Origin of the sequence: Neisseria sp. HMSC078C12 (assembly GCF_001838065.1) — a bacterium.
Taxonomy (GTDB): Bacteria; Pseudomonadota; Gammaproteobacteria; order Burkholderiales; family Neisseriaceae; genus Neisseria.
On the sequence record NZ_KV835582.1, the window covers coordinates 45,859 to 60,330 of the forward strand.

Genomic DNA, 14,472 nt, shown 5'->3' on the forward strand with positions numbered 1-14,472 from the left:
CAATAAGATAAAAAGAATGAGTATGTGGATAATTAATTGATTTAGGCCGTCTGAACCTTTCAGACGGCCTTCTCATTGGATTGCTTTATCTACTTTCTATCAGGCTGCCGGCAGCTCGTGAAAAGCGGTGGGCAATTCTTCGTCATCGGCAAACTCAACCCATTCGTAAGCCGTTTCATCTGCCAAAACGGCACGCAACAGCGCATTATTGATGGCATGACCTGATTTGTAACCTTCAAATGCGCCGATAATCGGATGGCCGACAATGTACAAATCGCCAATCGCATCCAGGATTTTGTGGCGGACAAATTCATCGGGATAGCGCAAACCTTCCGGATTCAAAACGTCCATGTCGTCAATTACGATGGCGTTGTTCAAATTGCCGCCCAGTCCGAGATTGTGGGCGCGCATCATTTCCACTTCGTGCATAAAGCCGAAGGTACGGGCGCGGGCAATTTCATCGATATAGGATTTTCCTGCAAAATCAATCTCGAAAGTAGGTGCGCTGCGATTGAATACAGGATGGTCGAATTCGATAGTTAAAGTAACTTTAAAGCCGTCGTAAGGCGTAAAGCGCACCCATTTTCCGGTTTCTTTGATTTCAATGGGTTTGAGGATTTTTAAAAAACGTTTTTGGGCTTTTTGATCGACAACGCCCGCATCTTGCAAAAGATAAATAAACGGCAGGCTCGAGCCGTCCATAATCGGAATTTCGGGTGCGTTCAATTCAATCAAGGCATTGTCGATGCCGTAGGCAGACAGAGCCGACATAATGTGTTCAATCGTACCGATGCGCACGCCTTTATCGGTAACGATGGTTGAAGAGAGGCGGGTATCGTTGATTAAATAAGGATTCAATTGGATGACTTCGCCCATTTCCCCGCTCAAATCAGTACGGCGGAACGAAATACCGCTGTTTTCTTCGGCAGGATGCAAAGTCAGAGCGACCCTTTCGCCCGAATGCAGGCCAACGCCGGTAACGCTTACTGATTTGGCTAAAGTCCGTTGCAGCATAATTGCTTCCTTTTAAAAAGTCTAATGGGCAAATGATACGTTAAAAAGGAAAAAACAAGCCATCATTTTTAATAGTATTTGCCAATATGGGCGTTTTACAGGGATGAACTTCAAGGTTTGAATTATCTACAAAGGTGTGTGAAATTGAAGTGGGTAATTTGGTTTTTACCCACAGGCAAATAGGGAAACTAAGATTCTATCCCTTTTTATTCCGACATTCAGTTGGGGTTTGCCTCAAAGATAAAAAGTGATTATTGGATTGGTTTTAAAGAAAAATATTCTGTTATCCACAAAGGATCGGGACCATCATCAAAATCATCATTTTAAAAATTTAAATACTATGATTTGAAGAAAAAACTGAGTTATCAGCACAAAAACGGCAAATACAGAAAAATAGAACTAAATTTATGAAAATCATAAACTTATAAAAAAACTAAGATGAAAAAATGAAATTTATGAAATAAAATACCAAAAAACAGGACTATTTAGACAAATCCGATATTTTCCTACAAGCAAGAATTTCACGTTTTGTTTATTTAAATCAAACATTTTAAAAGTAATTCCATGTAATTCTAGAAAGTAATTTTATTTCAGGATACAATGGCCTCACTGAGAAATTTTTCCCATTCCATCTAAAGGAGTAGCAAAATGAGTATTAAAGTAGCGATTAATGGTTTTGGCCGTATCGGTCGTCTGGCATTGCGTCAAATTGAAAAAGCCCAAGGTATCGAAGTCGTTGCTGTTAACGACTTGACTCCTGCCGACATGCTGTTGCATCTCTTCAAATACGACAGTACTCAAGGCCGCTTTGAAGGCTCTGCCGAATTGAAAGACGACGCTATTGTTGTTAACGGCAAAGAAATCAAAGTATTTGCCAATCCTAATCCTGAAGAATTGCCTTGGGGTGAGCTGGGTGTGGACGTCGTCCTTGAATGTACCGGTTTCTTTACCAATAAAACCAAAGCGGAAGCCCATATCCGTGCCGGTGCGCGCAAAGTTGTGATTTCGGCTCCCGGCGGCAATGATGTGAAAACCGTTGTATACGGCGTAAACCAAGATATTTTGGACGGCAGCGAAACCGTCATCTCTGCCGCTTCTTGTACGACTAACTGCCTGGCTCCTATGGCTGCGGTATTGCAAAAAGAATTCGGTATTGTCGAAGGCTTGATGACCACCATCCACGCCTATACCGGCGACCAAAACACCCTTGATGCGCCACACCGTAAAGGCGACTTCCGCCGCGCCCGTGCCGCTGCCTTGAATATCGTACCGAACAGTACTGGTGCCGCTAAAGCCATCGGCTTGGTTATCCCTGAATTGAATGGCAAACTTGATGGTTCTGCCCAACGCGTTCCCGTTGCTACCGGCTCTTTGACCGAACTGGTTTCTGTTCTGGAGCGTCCTGTGACCAAAGAAGAAATCAATGCTGCGATGAAAGCTGCCGCCAGCGAGTCTTACGGCTACACTGAAGATCAAATCGTATCTTCCGACGTCATCGGTATTGAATACGGCTCACTCTTCGATGCTACTCAAACCCGCGTGATGACCGTAGGCGACAAGCAATTGGTGAAAACCGTTGCTTGGTACGACAATGAAATGTCTTACACTTGCCAATTGGTTCGTACTTTGGAATTCTTTGCCAGCAAAATCTAAAGGATAACAGGCTGAATCAATCAGTCTGTGGATAACTCAAAGGCCGTCTGAACATTTCAGACGGCCTTTTGTTTGTAGAAAGATTCAATTTGTAATCAGATTGTGGATAGTTTAATCACTGTGGCACATTTGTTTTCTATCTTAAACTGTACTTCATAATCCGCAATATTCATCACATAAACTCGTTCGGGAATATCTTGATAGGCAGGACGAGGATCTTGGGCAATGCTTTGCTCAATAAGGTGTTTTTCTTCTGTAGATAAATGTTCCGCAATGGTATTTTCTGCCCAGACTACGCTCAATTCTTCAGGTTTGCCGCTGACAAAGCCTGATGATGCGTCAGGTTTGGATTCGACAAACGGGATGTAGGGTTTGATATCCACTACCGGAGTACCGTCCAACAGGTCTGCGCCGCTGCAATAAATGCGGACAAGTTTGCCTGTTTCGATGCGTTCGAGTTTCAGCAGGGATAAACCGAGATGATTGGGGCGGTGTGGGCTGCGCGTGGCAAATACGCCCATTTTTTGTTTGCCTCCTAGCCGTGGCGGACGCACCATTTGTGCCCAACCTTCATCCAATACACCGTGGAAAATAAAACTTATCCACACATAGTCGAAATCTTCCAATCCCCGAACGCTGTCTGCGGTAAATTCAGGGGTGAGTTCAATGCAAATTTCTGCTGCAGGAACCAAACCGGGTTGGCGGGCAATGCCGAATTTTTGCTTGTAGGGGGAATGAACGGTTGCAATAGGCGTAATCGAATAGGACATAATTTGTGGATAAATATTCTGTGCAAACTGTCATCATATCACAGATGTTTTCCTACATTTTGTAGTCGTAATTTGTTATAATAAAAAGCATTTATTCCAAATGTCCGTACATTGGCAATAAATGCTCAATTTGAATAATATAAAATAAAATCAATAGGTTATATTAATCCATGATTGTTTCTATCGATGTAGATGCACAAAAAACATTTACGCCTTTGTGCCCGAAAGAATTGCCCGTTGCCGAAGGTCATCTGATTGCGGATGAACTCAATGCCCAAGCTGCATTGGCGGATTTGCGCGTAATGACGAAAGATGCGCATCATGCCGCGGCAAAATGGCTTGTGGATAATCCTGTTGATATGTTGAAACCGACGGGTTTGCCGGATGCGGATTTGACTTGGGTGGCGCATGCGATGGTTGGAACATATGGCTATGAATTGTTGGATGGCCTGCCTTCAGCCAAGGAATACGATTATTGCGTTTGGAAAGGCGTTGATCCTGAATTGCATCCTTACGGCGCATGTTTTCACGATATTGAAGAAAAGCTCAGTACAGGTTTGATCGAATGGTTGCGCTGTCAAAATGCAGATACAGTTATTGTCGGCGGCTTAGCAACGGATTATTGTGTGAAGACAACAGTTTTACAGTTGCTTAAAGGTGGGGCTTGGAAAGTCATCGTCAATCAGGCGGCTTGTCGCGGCATTGCTCCGGAAACGGTTGAATCCGCATGGCAGGAAATGCGTTCCGCCGGAGCAGTTGTTTTAGAAAACGCCGAAGAAATAAAAAAATACATTAATAATCAATAAAATATATTTTAAATCCTATTGTTTCACGTGAAACATCTTTCAAAATATGAAGATTTTACTTGTCCGCTTGTCCAGTATGGGCGATTTAATTCATACGTTGCCTGCAGTTGAAGATTTGGCGCGACAATGTCCTGAGGTAGAACTGCATTGGTTGTGTGAGGCCGGATTTGCAGATATTGCGCGCTTGCATCCTTTTGTTAAAAAAGTTCATGTAATGAAATGGCGGCAATGGCGCAAGCACCTTTTTCAGGCTGAAACGTGGCGTGAAATAGGCCGTCTGAAAACGGATTTACAGGTTGAATCTTTTGATTTTGTTTTAGATAGCCAAGGACTGATTAAAAGCGCATGCTTTGCCAAAATGGCGAAATCCCCTATTTACGGTTTGGATAAACACAGCGCGCGTGAAAGTTTGGCGGCCCTTGCGTACAGTAAAACGTTTGCCGTGCCGAAAGGTAAAAATGCGGTTTGGCGAAACCGTGAGTTATTCGCCCAAGTTTTTGGTTATACAATGCCTGAAACGCAGGTGTTTGGTTTGTCGGTTCCTGAATCAGGCCGTCTGAAAAATGTGCAATCCCCTTATTATGTTGCTTTGCATGCAACCAGTCGCGACAGTAAATTATGGCCTGTAGAACACTGGCGTGCATTATTGAAGAAGTTGAATGAAGAACAACAATGCACTGTATATCTGCCGTGGGGAAATGAAACCGAAAAAATACGAGCCGAACAGATTGCAAGCGATTTACCGTTTGCTTTCGTCTGCGACAAAATGAATTTATTACAGGCCGCATTTTTATTGAAAAACGCAGAAGGTATTATTGGCGTAGATACCGGACTACTGCATCTTGCTAATGCGTTGGAAAAGCCTGTCGTAGGAATTTATACAGATACAGATCCGGTCAAGACCGGCGTTCAAGTTTCGGCTTATGCAAAGAATTTAGGCGGTATTGCTCAAATTCCCAATGTTGACGAGGTTTATCAAACCTTGATGGATTGTGTTGCAGCATACGGTAAATAATTGCTGGGGAGTTGGATTTATTTTCTGAGTAAATGCTTTAGAAATGATATAATTCCGCTCTATTTGCCAAGATTTATACAAATTTGGTTTTGTCATGTTGGTGAAAACCGAATTGGATTTTATATAAAGAATGTATCAAAAGCAGTATGCTTGATTTGATGGACATTCTTTTTAGGAGAATTGAATGAAAGCACTGGTCGCAGTAAAGCGCGTAGTGGACTACAACGTCAAAGTTCGTGTGAAAGCCGATGGTTCCGATGTGGATATTGGTAATGTCAAAATGTCGATGAACCCGTTTGATGAAATCGCGGTAGAAGAAGCTGTCCGTTTGAAAGAAGCTGGAAAAGTAAGCGAGATTGTTGCTGTTTCTCTTGGCGAGAAAAAATGCGAAGAGACGTTGCGTACTGCTTTGGCGATGGGTGCCGACCGTGCGGTTCATGTTGAAACTGATGCGAAATTGGAGCCTTTGGCCGTTGCAAAATTGCTGAAAGCTGTTGCGGATAAAGAAAATCCGCAAATTTTGCTGCTGGGTAAACAGGCAATTGACGATGATGCCAACCAAGTTGCCCAAATGCTGGCTGCGTTGTTGAATGCGGCTCAAGGTACTTTTGCATCAAAAGTGCAAATTGAAGGCGAAGAAGCATTGGTAACCCGTGAAATTGACGGCGGCGAAGAAACTGTTGCGTTGAAGTTGCCTGCGGTGATCAGTGCGGATTTGCGTTTGAACGAACCACGCTTTGTCAAACTTCCTAATATCATGGCGGCAAAGAAAAAGCCTTTGGAAAAATTAAGTCCTGCCGATTTGGCTGTGGATATTTCTCCGCGTTTGAATACCGTGAAATTTGCCGAACCTAAAGCACGTCAAGCCGGTGTGAAAGTAGCTGATGTTGCCGAGTTGGTTGAAAAGCTGAAAAACGAAGCCAAAGTGATCTAAGGAGTATGAAATGAGCGTATTGATTATTGCGGAACATAATAACCAACATTTGAATCCTGCCACTTTGCATGCGGTAACGGCTGCCGCCAAATTAGGTAATGTAGATTTATTGGTCGCCGGCAGTAATGCTGCTGCGGTGGTTGAAGAGGCAAAACAGGTTGCAGGCGTAGCGAAAGTTTTAGTAGCCGATGCGCCCTATTATGCTGAAGGTTTGGCAGAAGAATTGGCGCCTTTGGTTGTTAAACTGGCTGTGGATTACCGCTATGTGGCTGCGACTGCAACTGCGTTTGGCAAAAATCTTCTGCCTCGAGTAGCAGCCTTGTTGGATGTACCACAAGTTTCGGATTTAACCGAAGTTGTGGATAAGTCGACATTTGTCCGTCCGATTTATGCCGGTAATGCGTTTGAAACTGTTCAATCCAATTCTGAAAAACTGGTGCTGACTTTCCGTGCGACAGCATTTGATGCTGCCGGACAAGGCGGTAATGCAGAAGTGGTTAATGTTGAGGCAACACCTGCTCAAAACCTGAGCCGTTTCGTAAACCGTCAACTTTCTCAATCTGACCGTCCTGAATTAACTCAGGCAAAAGTGATTGTTTCCGGTGGCCGTGCGTTGGGTAGTGCTGAAAAATTCAATGAAGTATTGACTCCTTTGGCGGATGTTTTGGGTGCGGCGATTGGTGCGTCCCGTGCGGCAGTGGATGCCGAGTATGCGCCAAACGATGCCCAAGTGGGTCAAACCGGTAAAGTGGTTGCGCCGCAACTGTACTTCGCTATCGGTATTTCCGGTGCTATCCAACATGTTGCCGGTATGCAAGACAGTAAAGTAATTGTTGCCATCAACAAAGATGCTGATGCGCCTATTTTCAATGTGGCAGACTACGGCTTGGTTGGTGATTTGTTTGAAGTTGTGCCTCAACTGACAGAAGCACTGAAAAACTAATGTTTCACGTGAAACGTTCAGACGGCCTTTTATAACAAAGGCCGTCTGAACATATTTTGGCATGATTACGACCTATAAAACCATTACAACACCGACACAGGCTGAATTTAAAGATAAAGGCAGCCGCTTCATCGCATATGCCTATCCGATCCGCACGTTGGCTGATGTGAAGAAATATCTCGACCCATTAAAGGAAGAGCATCACAAAGCACGACATTGGTGCTACGCCTACCGATTGGGTGTGGATGGAATGCAGTTTCGCGCAAATGATGATGGAGAACCGTCCGGGAGCGCTGGCCGCCCTATTTTAGGGCAGATTGATTCTGTCGGCGTAACGGATGTATTGGTTGTGGTTGTGCGTTATTTTGGCGGTACGCTATTGGGTGTTCCCGGTTTGATTCATGCCTATAAGGAATCAACGGCTCAGGCGCTGGCGATAGCTGAAGTTGTTGAAAAGAATGTTGAAAAAACGGTTTGGTTGAAGTGTGAATATCCAGTTTTGAATGAGGCGATACGGATTGCCAAACAATATCAGGCCGATATTGTGGAACAGGATTTGCAGCTGGATTGTAAGTTGACAGTAAAAATAGCGTTGGCCGATTATGAAGCCTGTATTGCCGCCTGGAAAAATACGCGCCAAATTGAAGTAAATACTGAGAAGCCGTTTGAATAAAAGGTCGTCTGAACATATTTGATCAATCAAAAGTTTCAGACGGCCTTTGATGTTTTAGCCTTGGTATCTGTCTAAAGCATTTACGCTTGAGCGCAAGTGTTCCCAAGCCAGTTGATGAAATTCTCCCAGTGCGTTCCATAGGGCATCTTCGCTCATAATGCTGTATTCGCCCTGTGTACGCAAATCAACATCTGCACCTTCTTCAATGGCTTGATGACACGCTTGGTATTCGTTGGTATAGAATTCATCCATGTCCTGCATGAGGCTTGCAGCATGTTTCCAGCGGGCGATATCTGCCTCTAGTTGCGGCAGTAATTCGCACCATTCGCGGTATTTGCTTTGAATTTCGTCAATACGTTTTTGCATGATTTTCCTTTCGTTGTTTGAAATTAGAGTATGGTTGTCTTGGTGCAATATTATTCTTAATTTGAAACAGCTATACAAGATGGAACAATAATTCCATCGATTGAATTTAATTGACAACATCTATTCTTCAAGGAGATGGTATGAAATTGCTCGTTATTGGTAATGGTGGACGTGAACACACACTGGCTTGGAAATTGGCGCAGTCGTCTAAAGTAGAAACTGTCTTTGTTGCACCTGGTAATGCCGGAACGGCAATTGAACCTAAACTTCAGAATATTGCATTGACAGCACATCAAGATTTGATTGATTTTTGCCGTAATGAAAATATTGCTTTTACCGTAGTCGGCCCTGAAGCGCCTTTGGCTGCAGGTGTGGTCAATGACTTCCGTGCTGCCGGATTGAAGATTTTTGGCCCGACTCAATACGCGGCCCAGTTGGAGAGCTCAAAGGATTTTGCTAAAGCGTTTATGGCAAAATATAAGATTCCAACCGCGCAATACCAAACCTTTAAAAATGCCGATGCGGCACATGATTACGTCAACCAAAAAGGTGCGCCGATTGTTATTAAAGCGGATGGTTTGGCTGCCGGTAAGGGCGTGATTGTCGCCATGACTTTGGATGAAGCCCATGCCGCTATCGACGATATGTTGTTGGGCAACAAAATGGGCAATGCAGGCGCGCGCGTCGTGATTGAAGATTTCCTGCAAGGCGAGGAAGCAAGCTTTATCGTTATGGTGGACGGCAATCATGTTTTGCCGATGGCAACCAGTCAAGACCATAAACGCCTGTTGGATGACGACAAAGGCCCTAATACCGGCGGTATGGGCGCATACAGCCCTGCTCCGGTGGTAACGCCTGATGTATACGAGCGTGCGATGAATGAAATTATTTTGCCGACTGTGGCCGGTATGAAAGCAGAAGGTCATGAGTTTACCGGCTTTTTATACGCGGGCTTGATGATTGATAAAAGCGGTGCGCCTTATACCATCGAATTCAACTGCCGTTTTGGTGACCCTGAAACCCAGCCGATTATGAGCCGTTTGAATAGTGATTTGGTGGATTTGGTTGAAGCAGCAATCGACGGCAAACTGGATAGTGTTGCTGCCGAATGGAATCCGCAGACTGCCGTAGGCGTGGTGTTGGCCGCACAAAACTATCCTGATTCTCCAAAAAAAGGCGATGTGATCTTCGGCTTGGATAAGGCCAATCAAATCGGTAAAGTTTTCCATGCCGGTACTGCAACGAATGAAAAAGGTGAAGTGGTAACCAACGGCGGCCGTGTGTTGTGTGTCGTCGGTTTGGGCGATGATGTTGCACAAGCTAAGAGTAAGGCTTATGAGGCATTGGAAACCATCCGTTTTGACGGTATGCAATACCGTAAAGACATTGCCGATAAAGCCATCAACCGTTAATAATGAATAGAAACAGGCCGTCTGAACACAGATTGTCCGACAATCGCAGTTTCAGACGGCCTTGGTATATGATGATGTTCCCCAGAATTTTATCGGCTGCAGCCCAACGCAGGCTGCAGGCGCATCTTAAAAAAGGCGGTTTGGTCGCCTATCCTACCGAGTCTTGCTATGGCTTGGGCTGTATCCCTACTTTGCCCAAAGCACTCAATCAACTGATTCATCTGAAAAAACGACCGCAACACAAAGGCATGATTGTCATTGGCCATAGCTTGGAACAGTTGCAACCTTTGCTGCAAAGGCCGTCTGAAAATATCCAAACTATGCTGAATGAAGCATGGCCGGCTCCGAAAACTTTTTTATTGCCGGTTGGAAAAAAAGTATTGCCTTCGTTACGGGGAAAAAGACGCAGTAAATTGGCTGTCAGGGTTCCTGCGCACGCAGGTGCAAGACGTTTGTGTCAGGTTTTAGAAATGCCTTTAGTCTCTACTTCATGCAATCGTGCAGGCAAACGGGCGTGCAAAACGGAAAGGGAAGTCAGAAGACAGTTTGGCAGGAAAGTCTGGGTTGTAGGCGGATTGATAGGTAAGCAGAAAACTCCTAGCCAGATTATTGACGGAGAAACAGGGGCAAGGCTGCGTTAAAGAAGAACTGTATTTTCAAAGGAAAGGTATTTATTTGGAGAAGCAAATTTTTTCTAAAAGATTGGAATACCTTTTTGAAAAGTATTGAGTGCAGAGCCAGTTTGATGTATAGAAGTCTGTAAATACAGATCGATTAAGCAGATAGTAAGTCAGTAAATAGAGCAGAAAGCAGTATTTTGTGAAATACTCTGGCAAAGAATGAAGCAAATTTTGAGCGTGAATGAATCGCTGTATTAAATTATTTTTGAATAAACAAATTTTGTGGATAAATTTGAAGATAAATTTCCATCAAAACATAAAAAGGCCGTCTGAAACTTGATATTCAAAGCATTCAGACGGCCTTTTAAATATTTAAACTGTGGATAACTTTGTGAATAAGTGTGGATTAAAGCTTATGTCCGCACACCGTTTCGTATTGTTTTTCAGTAATCGTGCCGCTCATGACGCTCATTGGGCGGATGCTGGTCGGCGTATAGCTTTGGTTGGAAATCACCCGGCCGTGTTCGTCCATCAGTTGCAACGCTGCCAGGCGATAGGTTTTGTTTGAGCAATGAATTTCCCAGCTGCCGATGGCCGTTTTATAGGCAGGCGTGTTGACGAAACGTTCCTCTTTCAGTTTGGAAACGGTTTTTTTATCGCGGAAAGTAACTAGTGCGCCATTTCTTTTAATGCTGCTTTTATCAATGGCTACTTTGATATTGCCTTCAGAGATGGTGCCGATGTTGTTCCAGCTGCCGCCGCCGCTTGAAGTGGTGGTTGTTTCACAGGCACTCAACATTAAAGCCGCAAATACGGTTGCAGCTAAGGAAAAACGTTTGATATTCATAAAACCTCATTATTTACAGAAAGTCAGCCGATATTATCCGTGAAGATGGCATATATCGTAAATCGATTTTGCAAAGTTGAACCTCTGAAAAGAATTTTATGAAAAATACGCTGAAAAGGCCGTCTGAAACCTGCTTTTCAGACGGCCTTGAAGTGTAAAATCATGTATAATTGCAAACAATTTGGTTTTCATCCCATAGGAAGATCCGACATGATTAACCCTATCGCTGCACTTTCCCCATTAGATGGCCGTTATGCCAAATCCGTTGAAGCATTGCGTCCGATTTTCTCCGAATACGGCCTGATGCGTGCGCGTGTCAAAGTTGAATTAAACTGGCTCAAAGCCCTTGCCGCCGAGCCTAAGATTGCAGAAGTTCCTGCTTTCAGCGATTTTACGCTTGCCGAAATCGACAAAGTGATCGAAAACTTCTCGCTTGAAGATGCCGCCGCCGTCAAAGCCATTGAGGCGACCACCAATCATGACGTCAAAGCCATCGAGTATTGGCTTAAAGAACGCTTCTCCGGCGTGCCTGAAGTGGCTGCTGCCAGCGAGTTCATCCACTTTGCCTGCACCAGTGAAGACATCAACAACCTGTCCCACGCTTTAATGCTGCAAGAAGCGCGTGAGACTGTTTTGCTGCCGAAACTGGCCGAAATCATCGAAAAACTGACCGGCATGGCGCATGAGTTGGCTGCCGTCCCGATGATGAGCCGCACGCATGGCCAGCCTGCTACACCAAGCACATTGGGTAAAGAAATCGCCAATGTCGTGTACCGCCTGCAACGCCAGTTCAAAAACCTGCAAGCGCAAGAGTTCCTCGGCAAAATCAATGGTGCAGTCGGCAACTACAATGCCCATATGGTCGCTTATCCCGATGTGGATTGGGAAACCCATTGCCGCAACTTTGTCGAAATCAGCCTCGGCCTGACCTTCAACCCCTACACCATTCAAATCGAGCCGCACGACTATATGGCGGAATTCTTCCAAGCCATCAGCCGTGTCAATACGATTCTGATCGACTTCAATCGTGATGTTTGGGGCTATATTTCATTGGGTTACTTCAAACAAAAAGTCAAAGCAGGCGAAGTCGGTTCTTCTACCATGCCGCACAAAGTCAACCCAATCGACTTTGAAAATTCCGAAGGCAACCTCGGTATGGCCAATGCCGTATTGGGCTTTTTGTCCGAAAAACTGCCGATTTCCCGTTGGCAGCGCGACCTGACCGACAGCACCGTATTGCGTAATATGGGCGTAGGCGTGGGCTATACCGTATTGGGTTTTGCCGCCCATCTGCGCGGTCTGAACAAGCTTGAACCGAATCCTGCCGCCCTTGCTGCTGATTTGGACGCTACTTGGGAGCTGTTGGCCGAGCCGATTCAAACAGTAATGCGTCGTTACGGCGTAGCCAATCCTTACGAGAAGCTGAAAGACCTGACACGCGGTAAAGACGGCATTACGCCTGAAGTGTTGAAACTCTTTATCGAGTCGTTGGAAATTCCGGCAGAAGCCAAAGCCAAATTGCTTGAGCTGACCCCTGCGTTGTATGTGGGCAAAGCCGAAGAGTTGGCAAAACGAATTTAAAAGGCTTTTGTAGGGTGCACTTTCTTAGTTATTGAGATTTTTTGATAGATAAGAAACCAACCCTCTACATCCGACAAATCAAAAAGGCCGTCTGAAATCTTTTTCAGACGGCCTTTTTCGATTCAATCCGTTATTTCACTTTGTCTTTCAATGCGCCGTAGCCAGCAGCGTCCATTTGTTCCAACGGGATGAATTTCAGGCTCGCGCCGTTGATGCAGTAGCGCAGGCCGCCTTTGTCTTTCGGGCCATCGGGAAAGACGTGTCCCAAGTGCGAATCGGCAGCGTGGCTGCGCACTTCGGTGCGGCGCATGTTGTAGCTTAAATCGTCGTGTTCGGTAACGGCGGCGGCGTTAATCGGGCGGGTGAAGCTTGGCCAGCCGCAGCCGGAATCGAATTTGTCGGCGGAACTGAACAGGGGCTCGCCGCTGACGATGTCCACATAAATGCCGGGTTTGAACAAGTGGTCGTATTCATGACTGAAGGCGTATTCGGTCGCGCTGTTTTGGGTAACTTGGTATTGCTCTTCGGTCAGGAGGCGTTTGAGTTCGGCAGCGCTGGGTTTTTTATACGTTGCCGCGTCGAAGCCTTTGCCTTGCGGGGCGGCTTTGGTTTTGCCCGGCAGCGGTTCGTCGGCTTTGTGGATGTCGATGTGGCAGTAGCCGTTGGGGTTTTTAATCAGGTAGTCCTGATGGTATTCCTCGGCGTCGTAGAAGTTTTGCAGCGGCTCGTTTTCGACGACGAGGGGCTGTTGGTATTTTTGCTGCTCGCGCTTGAGGGCGGCGGCGATGACGGCTTTTTCGGCGGGGTCGGTGTAGTACACGCCGCTGCGGTATTGCGTGCCGGTGTCGTTGCCTTGTTTGTTGAGGCTGGTCGGGTCAACGACGCGGAAATAGTATTGCAGGATGTCGTCGAGGCTGAGTTTGTCGGCATCGTAGGTGACTTTGACGGTCTCGGCATGGCCCGTGTCGCGGTAGGACACATCTTCGTAGCTCGGATTTTTTGTTTTGCCGTTGGCGTAGCCGGATACGGCGTCCACCACGCCGTCTATGCGTTGGAAATAGGCTTCCAAGCCCCAGAAGCAGCCGCCGGCGAGGTAGATGGTGCGCGTATTCATGATTTTTGAATCCTTTTTCTGTGTGTCGGGTTTGTAGAACGAATTTTTCAGACGGCCTAAATCGGCATTCGGGTCGCGGATTAACGCCAATGCCTGCGCTTCGTTGATGCTGCCTTTGACGATGCGCTGCACGTCGCCGTCTTTACCGATTAATGCCCAAGAAGGGTAAACGCCGATATTCAGGCTTTGGGCGATGGTGCCGCCGTTGTCGGTCACGACGGGCAGCTTGGGATAGTTCAAACCGGCATACCATTTTTGGAAGTCGCCGTCTTTTTTCTCGTGTAGAAAACCGGGCGAGGCAACGGTAATCAGATTGGCAGAACTGAATTTTGCATCTTGCGCCCATTTTTCGGTTTGCCCCAGTTCGGACAAACACAAAGGACACCAACTTGCCCAAAATTTAATCAGAGTCGGTTTGTCTTTTTTCAGGAAGACACTGGCAGGGCGGTTGTCAGGAGTTTTCAACGAGGACAATGCCTGCGGTACAGTTGCGGCTTCGGTATCCATCATTTTGGATGAGCAGGCGCCCAGCGCAAGCAGGCAGCCGAACTTGGCGCAAAGGGAAAAGAAGGTACGGGGTTTCATCTCTATGTTTCCTGTATGGATGGTTTGTCTCATTAGACGTTGGAAATGCCAAAACCTGACAACCTTGATTTTCAGACGACCTTGCCACGTAAAATACGCTACAATACTCCCTATTTCAAGTTTCTAAAATTAAAAGGAA

Annotated in this window: 14 protein-coding genes; 9 read left to right on the forward strand and 5 right to left on the reverse strand. The window is 45.7% G+C overall.

From position 1 onward, the window contains the following. Positions 1-99: 99 nt before the first annotated feature. Complete coding sequence (gene lpxC / locus HMPREF2596_RS00570; RefSeq protein WP_036492441.1) at positions 100-1,014, reverse strand: UDP-3-O-acyl-N-acetylglucosamine deacetylase; 915 nt, start codon at positions 1,012-1,014, stop codon at positions 100-102. A gap of 648 nt (positions 1,015-1,662) precedes the next feature. Here lpxC and gap point away from each other — a divergent pair. Continuing rightward, a complete protein-coding gene (gene gap, locus HMPREF2596_RS00575) occupies positions 1,663-2,667 on the forward strand; it encodes a type I glyceraldehyde-3-phosphate dehydrogenase (RefSeq protein ID WP_003747744.1) in 1,005 nt (334 codons plus the stop codon). A 95-nt stretch (positions 2,668-2,762) separates the two neighbouring features. Here gap and tsaA read toward each other — a convergent pair whose 3' ends face one another. Next, on the reverse strand, positions 2,763-3,437 hold the full coding sequence (tsaA, locus tag HMPREF2596_RS00580) for a tRNA (N6-threonylcarbamoyladenosine(37)-N6)-methyltransferase TrmO (RefSeq protein ID WP_070848882.1): 675 nt from the start codon (positions 3,435-3,437) through the stop codon (positions 2,763-2,765). Between the two features lie 170 nt (positions 3,438-3,607). On the opposite strand from tsaA, the gene HMPREF2596_RS00585 reads away from it, so the two are divergent. From HMPREF2596_RS00585 to HMPREF2596_RS00605, 5 genes are all read left to right on the forward strand, one after another. Then, entirely contained in the window at positions 3,608-4,243 is a 636-nt protein-coding gene (locus HMPREF2596_RS00585) for a nicotinamidase (protein ID WP_070624873.1), read from the forward strand. Positions 4,244-4,289: 46 nt separating this feature from the next. Then, complete coding sequence (gene waaC, locus HMPREF2596_RS00590; RefSeq protein ID WP_070848884.1) at positions 4,290-5,258, forward strand: lipopolysaccharide heptosyltransferase I; 969 nt, start codon at positions 4,290-4,292, stop codon at positions 5,256-5,258. A 184-nt stretch (positions 5,259-5,442) separates the two neighbouring features. Continuing rightward, a complete protein-coding gene (locus HMPREF2596_RS00595; RefSeq protein WP_003686610.1) occupies positions 5,443-6,192 on the forward strand; it encodes an electron transfer flavoprotein subunit beta/FixA family protein in 750 nt (249 codons plus the stop codon). 10 nt (positions 6,193-6,202) lie between these two features. Continuing rightward, positions 6,203-7,135: an electron transfer flavoprotein subunit alpha/FixB family protein gene (locus HMPREF2596_RS00600; RefSeq protein WP_070848886.1), complete on the forward strand. Its 933-nt coding sequence runs from the start codon at positions 6,203-6,205 to the stop codon at positions 7,133-7,135. Between the two features lie 61 nt (positions 7,136-7,196). Further along, positions 7,197-7,808, forward strand: a complete 612-nt coding sequence (locus tag HMPREF2596_RS00605; protein ID WP_049323008.1) for an IMPACT family protein — start codon at positions 7,197-7,199, stop codon at positions 7,806-7,808. A 54-nt stretch (positions 7,809-7,862) separates the two neighbouring features. On the opposite strand, the gene HMPREF2596_RS00610 is transcribed toward HMPREF2596_RS00605, so the two are convergent. After that, entirely contained in the window at positions 7,863-8,174 is a 312-nt protein-coding gene (locus tag HMPREF2596_RS00610; RefSeq protein ID WP_049349195.1) for a DUF4298 domain-containing protein, read from the reverse strand. 140 nt (positions 8,175-8,314) lie between these two features. On the opposite strand from HMPREF2596_RS00610, the gene purD reads away from it, so the two are divergent. Together purD and HMPREF2596_RS00620 are read left to right on the forward strand one after the other, a co-directional pair. Then, positions 8,315-9,586, forward strand: a complete 1,272-nt coding sequence (gene purD, locus HMPREF2596_RS00615) for a phosphoribosylamine--glycine ligase (protein WP_070848889.1) — start codon at positions 8,315-8,317, stop codon at positions 9,584-9,586. A 71-nt stretch (positions 9,587-9,657) separates the two neighbouring features. Beyond that, positions 9,658-10,227, forward strand: coding sequence for an L-threonylcarbamoyladenylate synthase (locus tag HMPREF2596_RS00620; protein WP_070849118.1), 570 nt, complete (start codon positions 9,658-9,660; stop codon positions 10,225-10,227). A 385-nt stretch (positions 10,228-10,612) separates the two neighbouring features. Here the strand turns inward: HMPREF2596_RS00620 and HMPREF2596_RS00625 are convergent, their stop codons facing one another. After that, on the reverse strand, positions 10,613-11,053 hold the full coding sequence (locus HMPREF2596_RS00625; RefSeq protein ID WP_070848891.1) for a surface-adhesin E family protein: 441 nt from the start codon (positions 11,051-11,053) through the stop codon (positions 10,613-10,615). 210 nt (positions 11,054-11,263) lie between these two features. Between HMPREF2596_RS00625 and purB the strand changes: the two genes are divergently transcribed. Beyond that, the gene (gene purB, locus HMPREF2596_RS00630) at positions 11,264-12,634 is read left to right on the forward strand and encodes an adenylosuccinate lyase (RefSeq protein WP_036492421.1); all 1,371 of its coding nucleotides are present in this window, start codon (positions 11,264-11,266) and stop codon (positions 12,632-12,634) included. A gap of 130 nt (positions 12,635-12,764) precedes the next feature. Here purB and msrAB read toward each other — a convergent pair whose 3' ends face one another. Next, the gene (gene msrAB / locus HMPREF2596_RS00635) at positions 12,765-14,333 is read right to left on the reverse strand and encodes a bifunctional peptide-methionine (S)-S-oxide reductase MsrA/peptide-methionine (R)-S-oxide reductase MsrB (RefSeq protein ID WP_070848893.1); all 1,569 of its coding nucleotides are present in this window, start codon (positions 14,331-14,333) and stop codon (positions 12,765-12,767) included. Positions 14,334-14,472: the final 139 nt, after the last annotated feature.

Bases quoted from the DNA above. Each gene is read 5' to 3' on its own strand.
- HMPREF2596_RS00595 (WP_003686610.1), top strand. From the start codon at position 5,443: ATGAAAGCACTGGTCGCAGTAAAGCGCGTAGTGGACTACAACGTCAAA.
- HMPREF2596_RS00620 (WP_070849118.1), top strand. From the start codon at position 9,658: ATGATGTTCCCCAGAATTTTATCGGCTGCAGCCCAACGCAGGCTGCAG.
- purD (WP_070848889.1), top strand. From the start codon at position 8,315: ATGAAATTGCTCGTTATTGGTAATGGTGGACGTGAACACACACTGGCT.
- HMPREF2596_RS00585 (WP_070624873.1), top strand. From the start codon at position 3,608: ATGATTGTTTCTATCGATGTAGATGCACAAAAAACATTTACGCCTTTG.
- waaC (WP_070848884.1), top strand. From the start codon at position 4,290: ATGAAGATTTTACTTGTCCGCTTGTCCAGTATGGGCGATTTAATTCAT.
- HMPREF2596_RS00625 (WP_070848891.1), bottom strand. From the start codon at position 11,053: ATGAATATCAAACGTTTTTCCTTAGCTGCAACCGTATTTGCGGCTTTA.
- lpxC (WP_036492441.1), bottom strand. From the start codon at position 1,014: ATGCTGCAACGGACTTTAGCCAAATCAGTAAGCGTTACCGGCGTTGGC.
- msrAB (WP_070848893.1), bottom strand. From the start codon at position 14,333: ATGAAACCCCGTACCTTCTTTTCCCTTTGCGCCAAGTTCGGCTGCCTG.
- purB (WP_036492421.1), top strand. From the start codon at position 11,264: ATGATTAACCCTATCGCTGCACTTTCCCCATTAGATGGCCGTTATGCC.
- HMPREF2596_RS00610 (WP_049349195.1), bottom strand. From the start codon at position 8,174: ATGCAAAAACGTATTGACGAAATTCAAAGCAAATACCGCGAATGGTGC.
- tsaA (WP_070848882.1), bottom strand. From the start codon at position 3,437: ATGTCCTATTCGATTACGCCTATTGCAACCGTTCATTCCCCCTACAAG.
- gap (WP_003747744.1), top strand. From the start codon at position 1,663: ATGAGTATTAAAGTAGCGATTAATGGTTTTGGCCGTATCGGTCGTCTG.
- HMPREF2596_RS00600 (WP_070848886.1), top strand. From the start codon at position 6,203: ATGAGCGTATTGATTATTGCGGAACATAATAACCAACATTTGAATCCT.
- HMPREF2596_RS00605 (WP_049323008.1), top strand. From the start codon at position 7,197: ATGATTACGACCTATAAAACCATTACAACACCGACACAGGCTGAATTT.